General features: G+C 65.0%; 21 protein-coding genes and 1 other RNA gene. 12 read left to right on the top strand and 10 right to left on the bottom strand.

Features of this window, described 5'->3' with window-relative positions; genetic code table 11:
* Positions 1-231: 231 nt before the first annotated feature.
* Positions 232-328: signal recognition particle sRNA small type (gene ffs / locus AC1DHL_RS08930), an RNA gene on the bottom strand.
* A gap of 90 nt (positions 329-418) precedes the next feature.
* Here ffs and dnaX point away from each other — a divergent pair.
* From dnaX to AC1DHL_RS08960, 6 genes are all read left to right on the top strand, one after another.
* Positions 419-2,245, top strand: coding sequence for a DNA polymerase III subunit gamma/tau (gene dnaX / locus AC1DHL_RS08935; protein ID WP_478161762.1), 1,827 nt, complete (start codon positions 419-421; stop codon positions 2,243-2,245).
* Between the two features lie 75 nt (positions 2,246-2,320).
* Entirely contained in the window at positions 2,321-2,653 is a 333-nt protein-coding gene (locus AC1DHL_RS08940) for a YbaB/EbfC family nucleoid-associated protein (protein WP_478161763.1), read from the top strand.
* A gap of 17 nt (positions 2,654-2,670) precedes the next feature.
* Entirely contained in the window at positions 2,671-3,261 is a 591-nt protein-coding gene (gene recR, locus AC1DHL_RS08945; protein ID WP_478161764.1) for a recombination mediator RecR, read from the top strand.
* A 186-nt stretch (positions 3,262-3,447) separates the two neighbouring features.
* Complete coding sequence (locus tag AC1DHL_RS08950; RefSeq protein ID WP_478102389.1) at positions 3,448-4,482, top strand: ABC transporter substrate-binding protein; 1,035 nt, start codon at positions 3,448-3,450, stop codon at positions 4,480-4,482.
* 48 nt (positions 4,483-4,530) lie between these two features.
* The gene (locus AC1DHL_RS08955) at positions 4,531-5,346 is read left to right on the top strand and encodes an ABC transporter ATP-binding protein (protein ID WP_478161765.1); all 816 of its coding nucleotides are present in this window, start codon (positions 4,531-4,533) and stop codon (positions 5,344-5,346) included.
* 1 nt (position 5,347) lies between these two features.
* Positions 5,348-6,181, top strand: a complete 834-nt coding sequence (locus tag AC1DHL_RS08960) for an ABC transporter permease (RefSeq protein ID WP_478102393.1) — start codon at positions 5,348-5,350, stop codon at positions 6,179-6,181.
* 5 nt (positions 6,182-6,186) lie between these two features.
* Here AC1DHL_RS08960 and AC1DHL_RS08965 read toward each other — a convergent pair whose 3' ends face one another.
* Positions 6,187-7,764: a transglycosylase SLT domain-containing protein gene (locus AC1DHL_RS08965; protein WP_478161766.1), complete on the bottom strand. Its 1,578-nt coding sequence runs from the start codon at positions 7,762-7,764 to the stop codon at positions 6,187-6,189.
* Positions 7,765-7,774: 10 nt separating this feature from the next.
* Positions 7,775-8,113, bottom strand: a complete 339-nt coding sequence (locus tag AC1DHL_RS08970) for an MBL fold metallo-hydrolase (RefSeq protein WP_478102397.1) — start codon at positions 8,111-8,113, stop codon at positions 7,775-7,777.
* On the opposite strand from AC1DHL_RS08970, the gene AC1DHL_RS08975 reads away from it, so the two are divergent.
* Positions 8,112-8,897, top strand: coding sequence for a class I SAM-dependent methyltransferase (locus AC1DHL_RS08975; RefSeq protein WP_478161767.1), 786 nt, complete (start codon positions 8,112-8,114; stop codon positions 8,895-8,897). The two genes, AC1DHL_RS08970 and AC1DHL_RS08975, sit on opposite strands and share 2 nt — an antisense overlap.
* Complete coding sequence (gene rnhA, locus AC1DHL_RS08980; protein WP_478102400.1) at positions 8,894-9,343, top strand: ribonuclease HI; 450 nt, start codon at positions 8,894-8,896, stop codon at positions 9,341-9,343. Before AC1DHL_RS08975 ends, rnhA begins: the two co-directional genes overlap by 4 nt.
* Positions 9,344-9,361: 18 nt before the next feature.
* Here the strand turns inward: rnhA and AC1DHL_RS08985 are convergent, their stop codons facing one another.
* From AC1DHL_RS08985 to AC1DHL_RS09015, 7 genes are all read right to left on the bottom strand, one after another.
* Entirely contained in the window at positions 9,362-9,844 is a 483-nt protein-coding gene (locus AC1DHL_RS08985; protein ID WP_478102401.1) for a Crp/Fnr family transcriptional regulator, read from the bottom strand.
* Between the two features lie 34 nt (positions 9,845-9,878).
* On the bottom strand, positions 9,879-11,189 hold the full coding sequence (gene moeA / locus AC1DHL_RS08990; RefSeq protein ID WP_478161768.1) for a molybdopterin molybdotransferase MoeA: 1,311 nt from the start codon (positions 11,187-11,189) through the stop codon (positions 9,879-9,881).
* Between the two features lie 16 nt (positions 11,190-11,205).
* Entirely contained in the window at positions 11,206-11,853 is a 648-nt protein-coding gene (gene mobA / locus AC1DHL_RS08995) for a molybdenum cofactor guanylyltransferase MobA (RefSeq protein WP_478161769.1), read from the bottom strand.
* A 94-nt stretch (positions 11,854-11,947) separates the two neighbouring features.
* Positions 11,948-13,066: a GTP 3',8-cyclase MoaA gene (gene moaA / locus AC1DHL_RS09000; protein ID WP_478161770.1), complete on the bottom strand. Its 1,119-nt coding sequence runs from the start codon at positions 13,064-13,066 to the stop codon at positions 11,948-11,950.
* Between the two features lie 78 nt (positions 13,067-13,144).
* Entirely contained in the window at positions 13,145-13,906 is a 762-nt protein-coding gene (locus AC1DHL_RS09005; RefSeq protein WP_478161771.1) for an SDR family oxidoreductase, read from the bottom strand.
* A gap of 49 nt (positions 13,907-13,955) precedes the next feature.
* On the bottom strand, positions 13,956-15,389 hold the full coding sequence (locus tag AC1DHL_RS09010) for an aldehyde dehydrogenase family protein (RefSeq protein ID WP_478161772.1): 1,434 nt from the start codon (positions 15,387-15,389) through the stop codon (positions 13,956-13,958).
* Positions 15,390-15,435: 46 nt separating this feature from the next.
* A complete protein-coding gene (locus AC1DHL_RS09015; RefSeq protein ID WP_478102411.1) occupies positions 15,436-15,990 on the bottom strand; it encodes a peroxiredoxin in 555 nt (184 codons plus the stop codon).
* Between the two features lie 116 nt (positions 15,991-16,106).
* Here AC1DHL_RS09015 and AC1DHL_RS09020 point away from each other — a divergent pair, with 116 nt between their 5' ends.
* The 4 genes from AC1DHL_RS09020 (at position 16,107) to AC1DHL_RS09035 (ending at position 19,118) form a co-directional block, all read left to right on the top strand.
* A complete protein-coding gene (locus tag AC1DHL_RS09020) occupies positions 16,107-17,684 on the top strand; it encodes a phospholipase D-like domain-containing protein (protein WP_478102414.1) in 1,578 nt (525 codons plus the stop codon).
* Positions 17,685-17,749: 65 nt separating this feature from the next.
* A complete protein-coding gene (locus AC1DHL_RS09025; RefSeq protein WP_478102416.1) occupies positions 17,750-18,094 on the top strand; it encodes a hypothetical protein in 345 nt (114 codons plus the stop codon).
* On the top strand, positions 18,087-18,329 hold the full coding sequence (locus tag AC1DHL_RS09030) for a hypothetical protein (RefSeq protein WP_478102418.1): 243 nt from the start codon (positions 18,087-18,089) through the stop codon (positions 18,327-18,329). The genes AC1DHL_RS09025 and AC1DHL_RS09030 overlap by 8 nt, the downstream gene beginning before the upstream one ends.
* Positions 18,330-18,551: 222 nt before the next feature.
* On the top strand, positions 18,552-19,118 hold the full coding sequence (locus AC1DHL_RS09035; RefSeq protein ID WP_478102420.1) for a hypothetical protein: 567 nt from the start codon (positions 18,552-18,554) through the stop codon (positions 19,116-19,118).
* Positions 19,119-19,147: the final 29 nt, after the last annotated feature.

Genomic DNA, 19,147 nt, shown 5'->3' on the forward strand with positions numbered 1-19,147 from the left:
GGCCAGGACGACCGGCCGACGAGCGGCCTGGGTGCAAAGGGAAGCACACGCGCAGTGGCTTGAGGGGGAGAAAAGGGGGTCATGACGTCGCCTCGATGTTGTTCTTGGGGACGGCGAATTCTACTTGAAACACTGTATTTGCGTACAGTGTTTGAGGGGCCTGAGGCGTCAGGGGCGCGAAGCCCTTGAGCATGCGCGAGTCAATTGAAACTCACGGCATTTCGATATGAGGTTGACGAGCCTTACCCCCGGCACTGACTACGCAGTTAGGGCTGCTTGGTTCCCCACCTGACCCGGTTGGCCACTTCACCATGCGGGGAGGCCCGTCAGCGGAGGATTGTAGGCGACGTTTCATCCCCCCAACATCGCATTGGTTGCAGGACGAGGGCGTCCGGGCGACGACCCCTAAAATGCGCCGATGGCCTATCTCGTGCTCGCTCGCAAACACCGTCCCAAAACCTTCAGCGAGATGGTGGGCCAGGAACATGTCGTTCAGGCGCTCGAAAACGCGCTGACCTCGCAGCGACTGCACCACGCCTATCTTTTCACTGGAACGCGGGGCGTCGGCAAGACCACTGTTTCGCGCATTCTTGCGAAGTCTCTCAACTGCCAGGGACCTGACGGGCAGGGCGGCATCACCGCGACACCGTGCGGCGTATGCCAGGCGTGCCGGGACATCGACGCGGGTCGGTTCGTCGACTACACCGAACTCGATGCGGCATCGAATCGCGGCGTCGACGAAGTGCAGGCGCTGCTTGAGCAAGCGGTCTACAAGCCGGTGCAGGGGCGCTTCAAGGTCTTCATGATCGACGAAGTGCACATGCTCACGGGCCATGCCTTCAACGCCATGTTGAAGACGCTGGAAGAGCCACCCGAATACCTCAAGTTCGTGCTGGCCACGACCGATCCGCAGAAAGTGCCGGTCACCGTGCTTTCACGTTGCCTGCAGTTCAACCTGAGGCCGATGGCGCCCGAGACCGTGCTTGAACATCTCACGCGCGTTCTGCAGACCGAAACGGTGCCGGCCGAGCCGCATGCATTGCGCCTCATCGCACGCGCCGCGCGCGGTTCGATGCGCGACGCCTTGTCGCTGACCGATCAGGCGATCGCCTTCGGCAATGGGGAGTTGCTCGAAGCCGGCGTCCGCCAGATGCTCGGCAGCGTCGACCGTGGCCACGTTTTCCAACTGATCGAAGCGCTGGCACAAGGCGACGGCAAGACGGTGGTCGAGACCTCGGAAGGATTGCGGCGCGATGGTCTTTCCGCCGCCTCCACGCTCGAAGAGATGACTGCCGTGCTACAGGGCATGGCCGTCTTGCAGGCGGTCCCCTCGCGCGCGGGCGTGGACAGCAGCGCAGACCCCGATGCCGCCGAAACGGCCCGCCTCGCCACGCTGATGCCGGCCGATGAAACGCAGTTGCTCTACAGCCTGTGCCTGCACGGACGTGGCGAACTGGGCCTTGCGCCAGACGAATATGCAGCTCTCACGATGGTGCTGCTGCGTTTGCTGGCGTTCAAGCCCGGCGGCGCGGCAACCGCGGAAAAAAAAACTCTGAATGAAGCACCGCGGCCCGAAGTCGTGGCGCCGCACGTGTCACCCGTCGAGACCGCCCGGCCGCCCATGCCTACTCCGGCGGCGCCTTCGACGGCACGCGTGCCTTCGGGCGCGCCCGTCGCGCCGCCGGGTCATCGCCTGCCGGTCGTGGACGCGCCGACGCTGAATACCTCCGCACCGCCACGGCACGCCGCCGAAGAGGCGGCACCGGCCGCCGCGAAGGTCATGGCCATGCCAGTCCGTGTTCAACCGCCGGCCGGTGCCCGCGAAGGCGAGTCGGTCGCTTCCTCGGCGCCGATCCCGCCAAGCGAGGAGGGCGACTTCTGGTACGCCATCGTCACGCAGATGGTCGCCGCCGAGTCGATCACCGCGCTGGCGCGCGAATTGGCCTTGCAGTCGCAACTGGTGGCCCGCGATGTCGACCAATGGCTGCTGCGCGTCGAGCGCGAATCGCTCAATCAGCCCGGCAGCCGCGACAAGGTTCAGGCTGCGCTCGCGGCGCTGGGTCATGGCGTGAAAATCGCCATCGAGATCGGTGCCGTCGTCGACAGCCCGGCGCGCCGCAACAAGCAGGCTGCCGAAGAGCGTCAGCGTGCTGCCGAAGAGGCGATACGCAACGATCCCGAGGTGCAGTCGATGATGCGAGACTGGGACGCGAGGATCGTCCCGGGTACGCTTCGACCCGCATGAACGCATGAACCGGCGGCCTGCCATAGGGCCGATGTGTTCTCATCCATCCATCTTTTTCCACTGACAGGACCAACGATGTTCAACAAAGGACAACTGGCCGGCCTCATGAAGCAGGCGCAGGCAATGCAGGACAACCTCAAGAAGGCGCAGGAAGAACTCGCCACGATCGAGGTCGAAGGCGAATCCGGCGCCGGCCTCGTGAAGGTCGTGATGACGTGCAAGCACGACGTCAAGCGCATCACCATCGACCCCAGCCTGCTGGCTGACGACAAGGACATGCTCGAAGACCTCGTGGCCGCCGCCTTCAATGCAGCGGTGCGCAAGGCCGAGGAAACCAGCGAGCAGAAGATGGGCAAGCTCACCGTCGGCATGCCGGGCCTGCCGCCCGGCATGAAGCTGCCGTTCTGACGACTCGTCAGACCTGAATGGCAGATTCCAGCTCGCTCGATGCGCTGGTCGAGGCGCTGCGCCGCCTGCCTGGCGTCGGCGCGAAGTCGGCTTCGCGCATGGCCTTTCACCTGCTGCAGCACGATCGCGAGGGCACCCAGATGCTCGCGCGCGCGTTGCAACAGGCGGCCAGCAATGTGCGGCATTGCGAGCGGTGCAACACCTTCACGGAAGCAGCGATCTGCAGTGTGTGCAGCGATACGCGCCGCGATGCCACCAAGCTCTGTGTGGTCGAGACCCCGGCAGACCATGCCGCGCTGGAGCGCACTGGCGCGTTCCGCGGCTACTATTTCGTGCTGATGGGCAAGCTCAGCCCGCTCGACGGCATCGGACCCAAGGACATCGGCCTCGCGAAGCTGTTCGATCGCGCACTCGATGGCACGGTGAGCGAAGTGATCCTCGCGACCAATTTCACCGCCGAGGGCGAGGCCACGGCCCATGTGATCGGCGAGGCGCTCAAGCAGCGCGGGCTTACGGTGACGCGTCTCGCGCGCGGCGTGCCGGCCGGCAGTGAACTCGAATACGTCGACCTCGGGACCATTGCGCACGCGTTGGTCGACCGTCGGTGAGCGCGCACCCTTCACGTCGTCTATATCGCGGGCCTCGGCACCATTCGAAGCACCGTCTGTTCGCGGGCCGATAGTGGTCTTCATGTTTACGTAAAAACCCGCACGGGATGTTCCCGATGCAGGCGCAGATGCGCGCCCCTAAGCTCGTTTCGAACTACACGAATACAGGGCCTTCAGGCGCCACTCATGCTCAATCGCCGTACCTTCACCGTCGCCGCAGCGCTGGGCGCCGCAGCCATCGGCGCACCGCTGGTCCATGGGCAGCCGAAGCTTGAAAAATCGAAGGTATCCATCTCGGTCGGCGGCAAGGCTGCTTTCTATTACCTTCCATTGACCATCTCCGAGCAACTCGGCTACTTCAAGGCCGAAGGTCTGGATGTGGAAATTTCGGATTTCGCGGGTGGCTCGCGCGCCTTGCAGGCGGTCGTAGGCGGCTCGGCCGATGTCTGCTCGGGTGCTTTCGAGCACACGATCAACCTGCAGGCGAAGAACCAGATCTTCCAGGCTTTCGTCCTGCAGGGGCGCGCACCGCAGATCGCGATCGGTGTCTCGACGAAGAACATGCCGAGCTACGCGGGCATTGCCGACTTGAAGGGCAAGAAGGTTGGTGTCTCGGCACCGGGCTCGTCGACCAACATGGTGGCCAACCTCGTGCTCTCGCGCGGCGGTCTCAAGGCCAGCGATGTGAGCTTCATTGGCGTCGGTGTCGCGGCCGGGGCACTCACCGCTTTGCGCTCGGGACAGATCGATGCGATCAGCAACACCGATCCGGTGATGACGATGCTCGAGCAGAAGGGCGACGTGAAGATCATCAGCGACACGCGCACGCTCAAGGGCACTCAGGAAGTGTTTGGCGGCTTGATGCCGGCCGCGTGCCTCTATGCGTCCGCAGAGTTCATCCAGAAGAATCCGAACACCTGCCAGGCGCTGGCGAATGCCATCGTGCACGGCCTCAAGTGGCTGCAGACGGCCGGTCCGGGCGACATCATCAAGACCGTGCCGGAGACCTATCTGCTCGGCGATCGCGCGCTGTACCTCGCATCGTTCGACAAGGTGCGCGAAGCCATCGCCACGGATGGCCTGGTGCCGGCCGAAGGTCCGAAAACGGCGCTGAACGCCATCGCGAGTTTCGATCCCACCGTCAAGGCCGACAAGATCGACCTGTCGAAGCTCTACACCAACGAGTTTGCGCGGCGCGCGAAGGACAGGTTCAAAGCCTGACCTCCACGTCCCGCAACCCGGCTTCGGCCGGGTTTTTTCTGGCCATCCATGGTTGACTACGCGCTCGAACTCCTCGACATCAGCTGCATTTTTCGATCGAAGGATGATCAGGGGCAGCGCTATACCGCCGTCTCTGGCACCACGCTGCGTATTCGCGAGGGTGAATTCGTGTCCGTGGTCGGGCCGACGGGTTGCGGCAAGTCGACCTTGCTCAACGTCGGCGCCGGGTTGCTGGAGCCGTCATCGGGCAGCGTGAAGGTGTTCGGGCAGCCGCTCGCCGGTGTCAATTCGCGGGCCGGCTACATGTTCCAGTCCGAGGCCCTGATGCCGTGGCGAAGCGCGCTGGACAACGTGATGCTGGGCCTGCAATACCGCGGCGTGCCTGACGCAAAGGCGAAAGCGCAGGCCGAGGATTGGCTCGCCCGTGTAGGCCTCGCCGGATTCGGTGACCGCTATCCGCATCAGCTCTCCGGCGGCATGCGCAAGCGCACGGCGCTGGCCCAGGTGCTGGCGCTGGACCCTGACATCATCCTCATGGACGAGCCTTTCAGCGCGCTCGACATCCAGACACGGCAGCTGATGGAAAACGAGGTTCTCGACCTGTGGGCGGCGAAGAAGAAGGCGGTGCTCTTCATCACGCATGACCTCGATGAGGCGATCGCCATGAGCGATCGCGTGGTGGTTCTTTCCGCCGGACCGGCGACGCACCCGATCGGCGAATTCGTCATCGACCTTCCGCGTCCGCGCGACGTGGCGGAAGTCCGGGCGCATCCGCGATTCGTCGAGCTGCACACGCAGATATGGGGCGTGCTGCGCGACGAAGTCCTCAAGGGCTATGCGCAACAACTGAAGAAGGCGGCCTGACATGCGCCTTCGTCCCAGCGAAAGCAACGCGCGCTTCTGGCAGATCACGGTGCTGATCGTGCTGCTGGTGGCGTGGCACATCGCGTCGCGCAATCAACAGTTCGCCTTCTTTCTCGGCGAGCCGATCCAGGTCGCAGGGCGCATCTGGAGCTGGTTCATGCCGGTCGCGATTCCGCCCAACGCGCTGTTTCCTGAAGGCCTTCCCGGCAATGCGGATGTCTACCTGCATCTCGGCGTGACGCTGCTGGAGACTGTTCTGGCCTTCATCATCGGCACCGTGCTCGGCCTGGCCTGCGGCCTCTGGCTCGCACTGGCGCGGACGGCGAGCCTGATCTTCGATCCCTACATCAAGGCGGCGAACTCGATGCCGCGGGTGATCCTCGCGCCGATCTTCGCGCTGTGGTTTGGCCTGGGCATCTGGAGCAAGGTGGCGCTCGCCGTCACGCTGGTGTTCTTCATCGTGTTCTTCAACGTCTACCAGGGGGTGCGCGAGGTGAGTCCCGTGGTGCTGGCCAACGCGCGCATGCTGGGCGCGAACCAACGTCAATTGCTGCGCACGGTGTATTTGCCGAGCGCGACCAGTTGGGTGTTCTCGAGCCTGCACACGTCGGTCGGGCTGGCGTTCGTGGGTGCGGTGGTGGGCGAATACCTGGGTTCGGCCCGCGGCGTCGGCTACCTCATCCTGCAAGCCGAAGGCACCTTCGACGTCAACACGGTGTTCGCCGGCATCGTGGTGCTGACGGCGTTCGCGCTGGTGCTTGACGGTATTGTCGGCGTCCTCGAAAAACGCCTGATGAAGTGGCAGCCCCGCAGCGGCGAAACCGAGAAGCTCTGAGCGCCTCAGCGCTTCTTCTTGGAGGGTGTTCCGCCGCGTGACTCGTGCGTGACCTGCGCAGTCTTCGAGGAAGTCTTGATCACGCTGCTCTTGGCGCCCTTTGAACCGGCAGCGACAGTGCTCTTCGGCACCATGCTCGTGGTCTTGAGCATATGGCCGCCATAGGAGCGCGCCGCGCCGCTGCCGACATGCGCCGCCGACGCCGCGCGAACAGGCAAGTAGACAACGACCTCATAGCCCTTCTGGAAGGCGTGGTTCGGTTTCACGTCGTTCCATTCGGCGACGCTGGCCGGATTGAGCCGGTACCGGTGGGCGATGCTCGCGACGCTGTCCTTCTTGCCGGCCCTGATGACGGTGCGGCGCGTGACGATCTCAGGCTGGAAGCTCAGCTGCCCGGTATCTGCGACGACCGCCGCGACGTCTTCCTGCACACGCGCGCCGCGCGGCACGATCAGCGTCGATCCCGCCTTGATGAGCATTCGCGGCGGCACGCTGTTGACGGCGCGCAGATCGGCATCGCTCATGCCCGTTCGCTGGGCAGCATCGGCCACTGTCATCGTGGATGGCACGGTCCAGGCGGTCCAGCTGGCGTACTGCCCCTGCGAATAGGCCTCGAAGTTGCGCTGGAACACGGCCGCGTTGTCCCACGGCAGCAGGATCTCGGGCGTTCCGGCCGCAAGCAGAACCGGCTTGTGCGCCGACGGATTGAGGGCTCGGAAGTCCTCGATCTTGACGTCGGCGAGTTTCGCGGCGAGGTCGACGTCAAGGTCGCGCTTGAGCGTGACGGTCTGGAAGTAGGGGTGGTTCGCGATCAACGGCAGGTCGGCGTTGAAGCGCTCCGGATTGGCGACGATGTTCTTGACCGCTTGCAGCTTGGGCACGTACATGCGGGTTTCGGCCGGCATGCTGAGGTCGGCGTAGCCGGTCGGCAAGCCGGCGCGCTGGTTCTTGGCAATCGCGCGGCTCACATTGCCTTCGCCCCAGTTGTAGGCCGCGAGCGCGAGCTGCCAGTCGCCGAACATGCCGTAGAGCTTTTGCAGGTAGTCGAGCGCGGCTCGGGTGGATGCGACCACATCGCGCCGGTCGTCTCGAAAGATGTTCTGCTTGAGGTCGTAGTCGGTGCCCGTGGCCGGCATGAACTGCCACATGCCGGCGGCGCGGGCGCTGGAGACGGCCTGCGGATTGAAGGCACTCTCGATGTAGGGCAGCAGAGCGATCTCGGTCGGCATGTCGCGGCGTTCGAGTTCCTCGACGATGTGGAAGATGTAGCGGCTCGACCGCTCGGTCATGCGCTGCATGTAGTCGGGCCGGCTGGCGTACCACTGCTCGCGGTCATGCACGAGGTCGTTATCGAGGTCGGGCATCTTGAAGCCGCGGCGGATGCGGTCCCACATGTCCGTGGGAGGCGCCAGGGTCACGACGGCACGTGACTTGGTTTCGCCCGAAGTGATCGGCGTGAGGGGGCCGCCCGGATAGACCGGGGTCGCAGAGCCCGATGCACCCGAGGACGAATTGCCCGTACCGGTGGCGCAGCCCGCGAGAAACAAGGAGCCCGCGAGGCAGGCGGCAACGATAAGTCTCATCAAAAGGTGTTCATCCATTGGTGCACAGCGAAAGCTGTTGCGCCGGGTACTGAGTGAGGCCTGCGACGCGGGGTTCCGCGATATGCGCGAATCTCGGGTTAGCAAGTGTGTATGCGATGTCGTTCGCGGCACCATTGCATGCATGGGCCGGGAGAAAATTCGCGATGCGCCCCACAGGAGCGGCATGATGATGGTGCGTGACTAGAATCGCGGCCAACTGCAGATCGCCACGCCCGAGTGCATCAGACACCGGCTTGGCATCTCCTGGGTCGACCACGATCGCGTCGCGCCCTTCCTGCAGCATCCAGATGTGGTTGTCGGCAAAGGCGGGCAGCGGAACGAGGGTCATGAGCGGTCAAATTATAGGTTTGCATGATTGGTTCGAGACCCCCCCCGGGCGCTATCTGCTGGCCTGGGAGCAGTCACAGTTCGACCAGGCCGTGGCCGACGTGTTCGGCTATCACGCGCTGCAGCTCGGTTTGCCCGAGCTGGAGGGCTTGCGGGCCAACCGCATGCCGCATCGCTGGCTGGCGGTATCGGAGCCGGCCATCGTGGCGCGGAGCGCACTCGTCACCGATTTTTCCGCGCTGCCTTTTTCGGCCAACAGCCTCGACCTGGTGGTGCTTCCGCACACGCTCGAACTCAGCCTCGACCCCCACGCGACGCTGCGCGAGGTGGAGCGGGTGCTGGTGCCGGAAGGTCGCGTCGTCATCTGCGGCCTCAATCCGGCGAGCCTGTGGGGCATGCGGCAACGCAGGGCGCGTCTTTACAGGCGATTGGGGTTCGGCGAGCTTTTTCTGCCCGAGGCCGGCGACTTCATCGGCTACCGGCGGATGCGCGACTGGCTGCGCCTGTTGAGTTTCGAGGTCGAATCGGGGCGCTTCGGCGTCTATCGGCCGGCCGTGCGCAGCGAGGCGTGGCTGGAGCGCTGTCACTGGTTTGATACGGCTGGCGAACGCTGGTGGCCGATCTTCGGCGCGGTCTATTTTCTGGTGGCGGTCAAACGGGTCCGCGGCCTTCGGCTCCTGAGCGCCGATTGGCGCAGGGCCGCGGCCCGCGCCAGCGCGCCGGTGCCGATCGCGGGCAGGATGCACCGCGATCACTCTCTCGACAGTCACAAGGAACGTTCTTGAACGAAGTACAGATCTATACCGACGGCGCCTGCAAGGGAAATCCCGGTCCGGGCGGCTGGGGCGCATGGCTCAAGTCGGGTGCCACCGAAAAGGAATTGTTCGGTGGCGAGCTCAACACCACCAACAATCGCATGGAACTGCAGGCGGTGATCGAGGGGCTCGGCGCGCTCAAGCGTCCATGCAAGGTCATCCTCTACCTGGACAGCCAGTACGTGCGCATGGGTATCACCGAATGGATTCACGGCTGGAAGGCCAAGGGCTGGCGTACGTCGACCAAGCAGCCCGTCAAGAACGTCGAACTCTGGCAGCAACTCGACAAGCTGGTGTCGGAGGGCGGTCACCAGATCGAATGGCGCTGGGTCAAGGGGCACTCAGGCGATCCTGGCAATGAGCGCGCCGATGCGCTGGCCAACAAGGGCGTGGACCGGGCGATGGGCAGGATCTGAGCGCAATCTGGCGCGGGTTCAGATGCGCTCGGGCATTTCCAGCGCTTCGCCCATCTGCGCCCTGAAGAGCAAGTCGTCGGTGATTCGCAGTCGCCGGCTCATCTCGCGTGCGATGTTCATCTGGATCACCGCGAACTGCTCGACGTCGCGCTCGAACAGTCGATAGAGATTGGCCGGCGAGAGTTGGATCGCGCTGCAATCCTCGTCGGCCCGCACCGAGGCGCTGCGTGGCGAAAGATCGAGAAGCGCCATTTCGCCGAAGCAATCGCCCGGGCCGAGCCGTCGAATGAGCAGTTCATGGCTTTGCCAGTTCTTCGACACGGTCACGTGCCCCGTCTCCAGCACGTACATGCAGTCGGGTTCGTCGTTCTCGTGGAAGAAGAAGTCGCCGTGCTGCACACGGACGACCGGCGCCGGCGCCAGCAGAAATTCGATGATCTCCGAGCCGATGGCTCCGAAGATGGGCATCTGCTGCATCAATTCGATTCGGTTTGCGCCCACGGGCCGCTCCTTGGAGGTTCGGGTCCGGCAGACCTTACACCACCCCGTCGAACATCATCACGTCGACCGCATCGCCCGCGGCCACATTGCCCTGACCATGGTGCAGCACCACAAGGCCGTTGGCCTCGACCATGGAGCTCAGGACGCCCGAGCCCTGATTGCCGGCAATTCGCACTTCCGGCAGCGATCCGGGGATCGCCTGCACCCGGCCGCGCTGGTATTCGGTGCGACCCGGCTTCTTGCGAATGGCGCTGACGCTCGTTGCGCGCAGCAATGGCGGCGGCGCGGCGCATGTCGCGTTGCAGCCCATCATGCGCAGCAGCGCGGGGCGCACGAAGGCCAGGAAGGTGACCATGACCGCGACCGGGTTGCCGGGCAGGCCGAAGAGCACCGCCGGGCCACGGCTTTCGGTCCCTGAAGGGATCAGGCCCACCGCCATCGGCCGCCCGGGCCGCATGGCGACGCGCCAGAAAGCCATGTCGCCGAGCTGCTGCATCACGGCCCGCGTATGGTCGGCCTCGCCGACGCTGACGCCGCCGCTGGTGATGATCGCGTCGGCCTCGGCGGCGGCGCGTCGCAACGCCGATTCGAGCGCCGCAGGGTCGTCGCGCACCAGGCCGAGGTCGATCACTTCGCAACCCAGGCGCGTGAGAAGGCCGAAGACCGTGTAGCGGTTGCTGTCGTACACCGCACCCTCGCGTGGCGATTCCCCCAGGCTCAGGATCTCGTCGCCGGTCGAGAAATAGGCGACCCGCAGGCGCCGGAGCACTGGCACAGTCGGCAATCCGAGGCTGGCCATCATGCCCAACGCAGCCGGCGAGATGATTTCGCCGCGTTGGAGTGCGGGTTTGCCCTGCGTCAGGTCCTCGCCCGCCAGGCGCCGGTTGTCTCCGCGGCGCAGCGCCTTGGCCGGGAAGCTGACGACGTCGGATTCGACGGTGCAGAACTCCTGGGGAATGACGGTGTCCAGGCCGGCCGGCATCACCGCGCCTGTCATGATCTTCACCGCGTCGCCGGCGGCCAGGGCGCCGCGCCAGGCGGCACCGGCCAGCGCCGTGCCCACCACCCGCAGGCGCACTGGGGCATCGTCGCCGTGGCCATCGAGCACACTGCCGTCCAATGCAAAGCCATCCATGGCCGAGTTGTCGTGTGGCGGCACGCTGACAGGCGAAATGATGTCCTCCGACAGCACCCGGCCGAGCGCGTCGCGCAGCGCGATGTGTTCGCCCTGCGTGACGATGGCTGGCTCGGCGAGCCGTGCCAGAAAGGACTGCACGGCGTCGACGCCGAGCGCCTTGGGGTCGTAGCCCGCCAGGGCGGCGGCGATGTCTGCAATTCGGCTCATGGAGGGAAAACGGAAGTCACGGACGCTGGGATTCGAGCGCGTGCAGTTCGGCCAGCGTATTGGCGTTGAAGAACGCGTCGGGCGCGTCGCCAGGCCGGTCGAAGGGCACCACCACCGTGCGGTGCTGCGCGGTCCAGCGGTCGATCTTGCGGCCGCCGGCTTGCGTGAAGCGCACCAGGCTTTCGAGCAGCGCGGCGCCGAGGAGGCAGAACACCGGTTGTGGCCGCATCACGGGCGCGCCATCGGGCTCTTCCGAGGCTTCGGGGGCCGCCGCCATCGCGATGTCCGCGCCGTCGGCCATGAGAGCTTCGGAAAGCCGGCTCGCCAGGTCGAGCGGGAACAGCGGCGTGTCGCAGGGCACGGTGAGAAGGTACGGTGTCTCGCAGCGCTCCAGCCCGGTGAGGAACCCCGCGAGCGGCCCCGCATAGTCCGCCAATCCGTCGGGCCAGACCGGCACGCCGAAGGATTCATACGCCGAGAGATTGCGGTTGGCGTTGACCATCATCTCGCCGACCTGCATGCCGAGACGCATCACCGCATGCATCGCGAGCGGCGTGCCGTTGAAGTTCTGCAGGCCCTTGTCGACGCCGCCCATGCGCGAGCCGCGCCCGCCGGCCAGCACGAGGCCGGTGATGTCAGCGCTGGGAATGGTCAAGGTGGTCATTTGAGTGGTGACCCACACCAGGAGCCCCGCGGAACCGGCTCGGCCAGGGGGTGTCCGAGCCACACGAAGTGGGCGAGGCTGGGGGTGAGCTTGTTCATCCGCCGATGTAGCTCATTTCGACGCGGCGCGGCGCGCCCGCATCGCTGTCCGGCCCGCGCAGGGCACGCAACTCGGAGTAGCGATCGCTTCGACCCTGCCAGATGTCGGCGATGGCGGACGTGATCTGTGCGTCGTCAGCACCGCCGCGCAACATCGGCCGCAGGTCGTGGCCTGCGTTGGCAAAGAGGCAGAGAAAGAGCTTGCCCTCGGTGGACAGGCGCACCCGGCTGCAGTCGTGGCAGAAGGCCTGGGTCACGCTGCTGATCACGCCGATCTCGCCGCCGCCGTCCTGATAGGCCCAGCGCTGGGCGGTTTCGCCGGGCGCGCTGGCTTCGAGCGGCACGAGCGGGAATTCCCCGGCGATGCGCCGCACCACCTCCGCGGACGGAAGCACTTCATCCATCCGCCAGCCGTTGGTGGCGCCGACGTCCATGTATTCGATGAAACGCAACACCACGCCGGTGCCGCGGAAATGCCGCGCCATCGGCAGGATTTCCTGCTCGTTGGTGCCGCGCTTGACCACCATGTTGACCTTGATCGGCCCTAGGCCCGCGGAGTGCGCGGCCTCGATGCCTTCGAGCACCTCGGCGACCGGGAAGTCCACGTCGTTCATGGCGCGGAAGACGGTGTCGTCAAGCCCGTCGAGGCTCACCGTCACGCGTTGGAGGCCGGCGGCCTTCAATGCCTTGGCCTTGCGGGCCAGCAGCGAGCCGTTGGTGGTGAGCGTGAGGTCCAGCGGCTTGCCGTCCGTCGTGCGCAGAGCGGCCAACTGCTCGACCAGCACTTCGAGGTTCTTGCGCAGCAGCGGTTCGCCGCCGGTGAGCCGGATCTTGTGCGCGCCGTGTGTCGCGAAAATCCGCGCGAGCCGCGTGATTTCCTCGAAGCTCAGCAGCGCGCTGTGGGGCAGGTATTGATAGTCCTTGTCGAAGATTTCCTTCGGCATGCAATAGCTGCAGCGAAAGTTGCACCGGTCGGTGACGCTGATGCGCAAGTCGGTCAGCGGCCGGGCCAGGCGGTCGAGCAGCACTCCAGTGGCCGGGACCGGACGCCCGGCCGAGACCGCGACGCGACGGCCGCGGCCGATCTCGGAGAGGGGGACGACATGTTGGCTCATGGGTAGAGCAATTTAACGCATCGCCCGCCCCCTCGGCGCTCCGATGCCGTTTGACCCTGCCGGGAGCCGACCGCCCAGCTACACGCAACGAGCGCCGTCGACCTCGATGCAGACGCCGCTGATGAACGACGCCTCGTCGCTCGCGAGATAAAGCGCTGCGTTCGCAACGTCGAGTGCCGTCGAGAAGCGGCCCAGTGGAATGGTTGCGCGGAACTTGGCCTTGCGCTCCTCGGTGACGGGACCGCCGGCGAATTCGGCGGCGAGGCCGGTGTCGGGGTTGAAGACCGGGTTGATGCAATTCACGCGGATGTTGTCGGGTCCGAGTTCGGCAGCCAGTGACTTGCTGGTGGTGATCACCGCGCCCTTCGATCCGTTGTACCAGGTGAGTCCGGGGCGCGGGCGCACGCCAGCGGTCGAGGCGATGTTGATGAACGAACCGCCGCCGTTGGCGCGGAAGGCGGGCACGGCGTGGATGGTCGAGAGATAGATGCTCTTCACATTGACCGAAAAGCAGCGGTCGAACTCTTCTTCGCTCACTTCCAGCGCAGGGCGGTTGCGATGCGTCCAGCCGGCGTTGTTGACCATCACGTCGAGCTTGCCGTGGCGCTGAATCGCGGCATCGACCAGCGCCTTCACTTCGGCCGACTTGGTGACGTCGGCAGCGAAGAAGGAGGCGCGGCCGCCCGCGCGCAGGATGGCCTCGACCACCTGTTCGCCGAACGCTGCGTTGATGTCGTTGACGATGACCTGGGCACCCTCGGCCGCCAGCCGTTTCGCGATGCCTTCGCCGATGCCGCCGCCGGCGCCGGTCACGATGATGGATTTGTCCTTGACGCGCATGTTGTTATCTCCGATTGCTGTGGTTCTTGTGATTCTCGTGAGTTGGGGGTCAGTCGTGCTTGATGGCAACCGTCTTGAGGGTCGTGAATCCGTAGAGGGCTTCGAAGCCTTTTTCGCGACCGTAGCCTGACGACTTGACGCCGCCGAAAGGCAACTCGACGCCACCGCCGGCTCCATAGTTGTTGATGAACACCTGGCCGCTCTGCACGCGCTTCGCCATCCGGAATTGACGTGCGCCGTTCTCGGTCCAGATGCCGGCGACGAGGCCGAATCGCGTCGCGTTGGCGAGCGCCACGGCTTCGTCTTCGTCGCGGAACGACATCGCCGCCAGCACCGGGCCGAAGACTTCTTCCTGGGCGAGACGATGGTCCACCGGCACGTCGCGAAGCAGCGTGGGCGCTTGGTAGAAGCCGCTCTCGGGCGCTTCGTCGACCACCACGCCTTGACCCACCATCGGGATGCCCGCGATATGCGCGTCCGACAGGAAATCCCACACGCGCTGCTGCTGCGACTGGCGGATCAGCGGGCCCACGTCCAGGTCCATGGCCGCTGGGCCGACGCGCAGCGCATCGAATGCATGGCCGAGGCGTTCGAGCAGCGGCTCGTAGATTTCGCGCTCGATGAGCACGCGCGAACCTGCCGAGCAGGTCTGGCCCGCGTTCTGCACGATGGCGTTGATCACCACGGGAATGACGGCGCGCAGATCGGCGTCCGCGAAGATGATCTGCGGGCTCTTGCCGCCGAGTTCGAGTGTGACCGGGCAATGGCGCTCTGCCGCCACCTGCTGGATGATCGTGCCGACCTTGGGGCTGCCGGTGAAGCTGATGTGGTCGATGCCCGGGTGGCGTGCCAGCGAATCGCCGACCTCATGGCCATAGCCGGTCACGATGTTGAGCGCGCCGGGCGGAAAGCCGACTTCCGCCGCCAGCTGCGCCACGCGGATCAGCGACAGGCAGGCGTCTTCCGACGGCTTGACCACGCACACGTTGCCCGCAGCCAACGCACCGCCGACGCTGCGCCCGAAGATCTGCATCGGGTAGTTCCACGGAATGATGTGGCCGGTCACACCGTGCGGTTCGCGCCAGGTGAGGACGCTGTAGCCGTCCTGGTAGGGCACGGTCTCGCCATGGAGCTTGTCGCAGGCGCCGGCATAGAACTCGAAGTAGCGCACCAGCGCCAGCGCATCGGCGCGCGCCTGCTTGACCGGCTTGCCGCAATCGCGCTGCTCGATCAGCGCCAACTCGTCAACGTGCTCGGCGACCTTCTGCGAAAGCTTGTAGAGCAGCCTGCCGCGATCGGCCGCGCTGACCTTGTGCCAGGTCGACTCGAAGCAGTGGCGCGCGGCGCGCACCGCAGCATCGATGTCCGCTGCATTGCTGCGCTGCAGCTCGTCGAAGGTCTGGCCGTCGGAGGGGTCGATCACCGGCAGCGTGCGGCCGGACGATGAGGCAACGCTTTCGTTGCCGATGTAGTTGAGTTGCATGGGCGAAATCTTAGCGGCCTCCCGCCATGCGCGCGGGGGAGCGCGTTCAGCGCGACGCGGTGGCCCTCGGCAAGGCGCGCACGGCGTTGAGCATCCGCTCCACGTGCTTGTCGGGGTTCAGGTTCTGGTAGTAGTAGGCGACGTTGCCATTGGGCGCGATCACGTACGACAGCCGGTTGGCGAAGTCCGGCCGGGTCTGCATCAGCGCGTCGAAGCCCTGGATGATGGTCTTGGACTGGTCCGAGGCCACCGGGAAGCGGTTCTGGCAGGACTTGACCGAGAACTTGGTCAGCGTGTCGATGTCGTCGGCCGAGACGCCGATCACGGTGGCGCCCAGCGCCGCGAACTGGTCGATGGCTTCGGCGAAGGCGTGTGCCTCGATCGAGCAGTCGTTGGAGTCCGCCGCCGGGAAGAAATACACCACCACCGGCCCCTTGGCGAGCTCTTCGGCGAGCGAATAGCGGAAGGTCTTCCCGCCCAGGGCCGCCGTGGCGGTGAACCTGGGCGCCGGATCGCCGATGTCCAGTGCCGCGAAAGCGGGTGAGGCCAGAACTGCGACAACTGCAAGCAAAGCTGCACGCACGGAGATCGTGAGCGTCATGATGTAACCCCCGGGGAAGGCCTGACGAATTCTAGGGCTGGAGGCCTCGCGGCGGGCGGCTGAAACCGGCAAGAGATTGCCTGCGTATTCGCTACAACAGACGAGGGGAACAGACGATGACTTTCGCAATGACACGCTGGCTGCGTGCCGCTTGCCTGTGTGCCGGGATTGCCGCGTTGAGCGCCTGCGGTTCGTTGCCGCAGATGCATGAGCGGCCGGAAGAGCACGCGGCGCGGCCGGACCCGTCCACCCGCCTCGCAAGGATCGTGGCCGATTCGACGCCACCCGGCGAGCATTCGGGCTTCCGCCTGATGCCGCTGGGCGTCTATTCGCTCGACGCCCGCATCCAGCTCGCGCATCGGGCACAGCAGTCGCTCGTGGTGCAGTACTACCAGCTTGAAAACGACGGTACTGGTCGCTTGCTGATGCGCGCCCTGCGCGAGGCGGCCGCGCGCGGCGTGAAGGTGAGGGTACTGGTCGACGATCTCTACACCGCGAAGAGCCAGCAGCCGCTGCTCGAGCTCGCGCAGACGCCGAACGTGGAGGTGCGCCTGTTCAATCCGTTCTGCTGCGGTCGCGACGGCTTCGTGTCGCGCTTCGCCGCATCGCCGCAGGACATCCCGCGTCTCAACCACCGCATGCACAACAAGCTCTTCATCGCCGATGGCGTCATGGCGGTGGTGGGCGGACGCAACATCGCGGACGAATATTTCGTGCTCAGCCAGTCGCAGAACTTCATCGACATGGATGCCGTCGTCGTGGGCAAGGTGGTCGCAGAACTCGAATCGGTCTTCGACGCCTTCTGGAATGCGGAGCAGGTCTGGCCGATCGAGGACATCGTGCGCGGCGCGCGGGGGCGCAAGCCGACGGCGGAGGATTTCGACAACTGGATCGGCATGTCGGCACCGGCGCCGAAGCTCGACCTTCCGCCCGTGGACATCCTTGGCTACGGCCCGATTGCAGAGGAACTGGACGGCGGCCGCATGGGCCTCCTGTGGGGCGAGGCGCACGCCGTTGCCGATCCACCGAGCAAACCCACATACATGAACGCTGACGAGGCGCTGGCAACCAGCGTGACCATGAAAGTCTGGGGCCTGCTGATGCAAGCGAAGATCGAGGTGGACCTGACCTCGCCTTACCTGGTGCCGGGTGAGAAGGGCATGGCGGCCTTCGAGGATCTGTCGCGGCGCAAGGTCAAGCTCACGCTGCTGACCAATTCGCTCGCCGCCAACGACGAGCCGCTCGTGCACACGGGCTATGCGCGCTATCGCGAACGCCTGCTCACCAGCGGCGCCGATCTCTATGAGCTGAGTCCTGAACGCACCATGGCCAACGAGCGCTTCGGCATGTTCGGCAATTCGCTCGGCCGGCTGCACGCCAAGACGGCGGCCATCGACAAGCAGCGCATCTTCATCGGCTCCATGAATCTCGACCCGCGATCGGCGACCCAGAACACCGAAATGGGCGTGGTGGCCGACAGCCCGCAACTTGCGCGGGAAATGCTGCGGGTCATCAACGTCAGCAAGCTCCAGAATTCCTATCGCCTGCGGCTGGACAAGGAAACCGGCGCGCTGCAATGGCTCACCACCGACGGCGAAAAGGAAATCATCCTGACCTCGGAACCGGAAGCGGGCTTTTTTCAGCGTTTCTATAACTCGCTGATCGCGCCAATCGTTCCTGAAATGCTGTTGTAATCCTCAGGATGGTCACTACGGCATCCTTTCCTTGCAATTCGGCGCCGCCGCCCCACATGCTCCGCATGAACGCTACACATACCCCTGCGCACAAGACCGACCTGGCTGTGACGCACGTGCTGGCCCAACTCCTGGAGCGGCTCGAGCACAGTCCTGAGCCCGTCGGCGCCGAGCAATACCGTTCCGTCGTGATGCATCTGGTCGATGAATTCCGCGATGTGGAACCGGGTGCTCAACTCGGTCAATTGCTTGACGCCTATCCCGCCGCCGCCGAGGTGTACGAAAACCTGAACTACCAGTACGCCGGCCTGTGCCGTACTGCGCTCGACGTGTCCCTGTCCGCCGAAATGGCCGCCAAGAGCGCCATCGAGCGCGCGATGAAGCGTGGCCCGGAAACCGCCCATGAGTAAGACTGAAGTCAAGACCACCGTCCTGGAAGACGGCCTGCGCTACAAGGCCAAGGCCTCCGGCTCGCCATTTCGCGCTTCGGCGTCGTTCAGCGGCGCAACGATGTCGTGTTTCATGTGCGGAAAGCACCGCGTGCGTTCCCAGATGCGAACGCGGCAATTGCTCGGCAAATCGCAGACGGTTTGCGCGCCTTCGTGCAAGGCGCTCGACGAACTAGTGGCAAACGGGGGCGGTTGAGCCCCCTTTTTTTGCCCTCTGGCAGCCTGCTCGGGCCGCCCGATTAGTACTTCGTACCGCCTACCAAATCGGAAGAATTCGAACTACAGTTGGAAACAATTGATGCGAATAATTGCATCAATGCCAAAGTTCTAACTAACGGTCGATTCAAATGATCCCGATGAATTCGATGACTCTCCAAGCCCCGGGCCTGCGTCGATTCAATGCGAAAGGACGGGCCCTGTGAGCCGCCAACGCCACGTCATCATGCAAGTCGTCAAGCGCTCCGGCGGTGCGACGCATCACGTCGAGTTCTGCATCGACGACAACTTCGCGGAGCGCCTGCGGCAACTGCGGTCGCTGGTGCCACCGTTGAATTCGCTGAACAAGCAGCGCGACCTCGTCATCGACAAGGTCCGCGTGCGCATGCCGACCGCCGTATGGCGATGCGGCGTCGACATCGACAGCTCGGTCGACGGTTCGTGCATCGTGATTGCTGCCGAAGGCTTTTTCAATTGCGGCGCCAAGGACCGCAAGACGAAGGAAAAGCTGGTCACCTACACCTTCCCGATCGCGCGGCTGATCGAACTCCACCTGGAGCGGCCTGCCGGCGAGACCTTCTACATCCGCGACGGCATCTTCACCAACGACGAGCCCGCGGATTCGGCGGCCGGCCGCTGGGTGGCATCGCTGCACGAACTCGAGGAAATGCGCGTTCCCGAGGCGCCGTCCGACTTCGACACCCTCCAGGGCGTGCCGTTGCGGGCCGAGCAGGGCGCGTTGCCAACGCGCTCGGTCAGCCTGAACTGACCGAGGCCGCTGCGCGCCGGGGCCAGGCC

The sequence above is a fragment of the Variovorax sp. 10L426 genome, assembly GCF_056395305.1.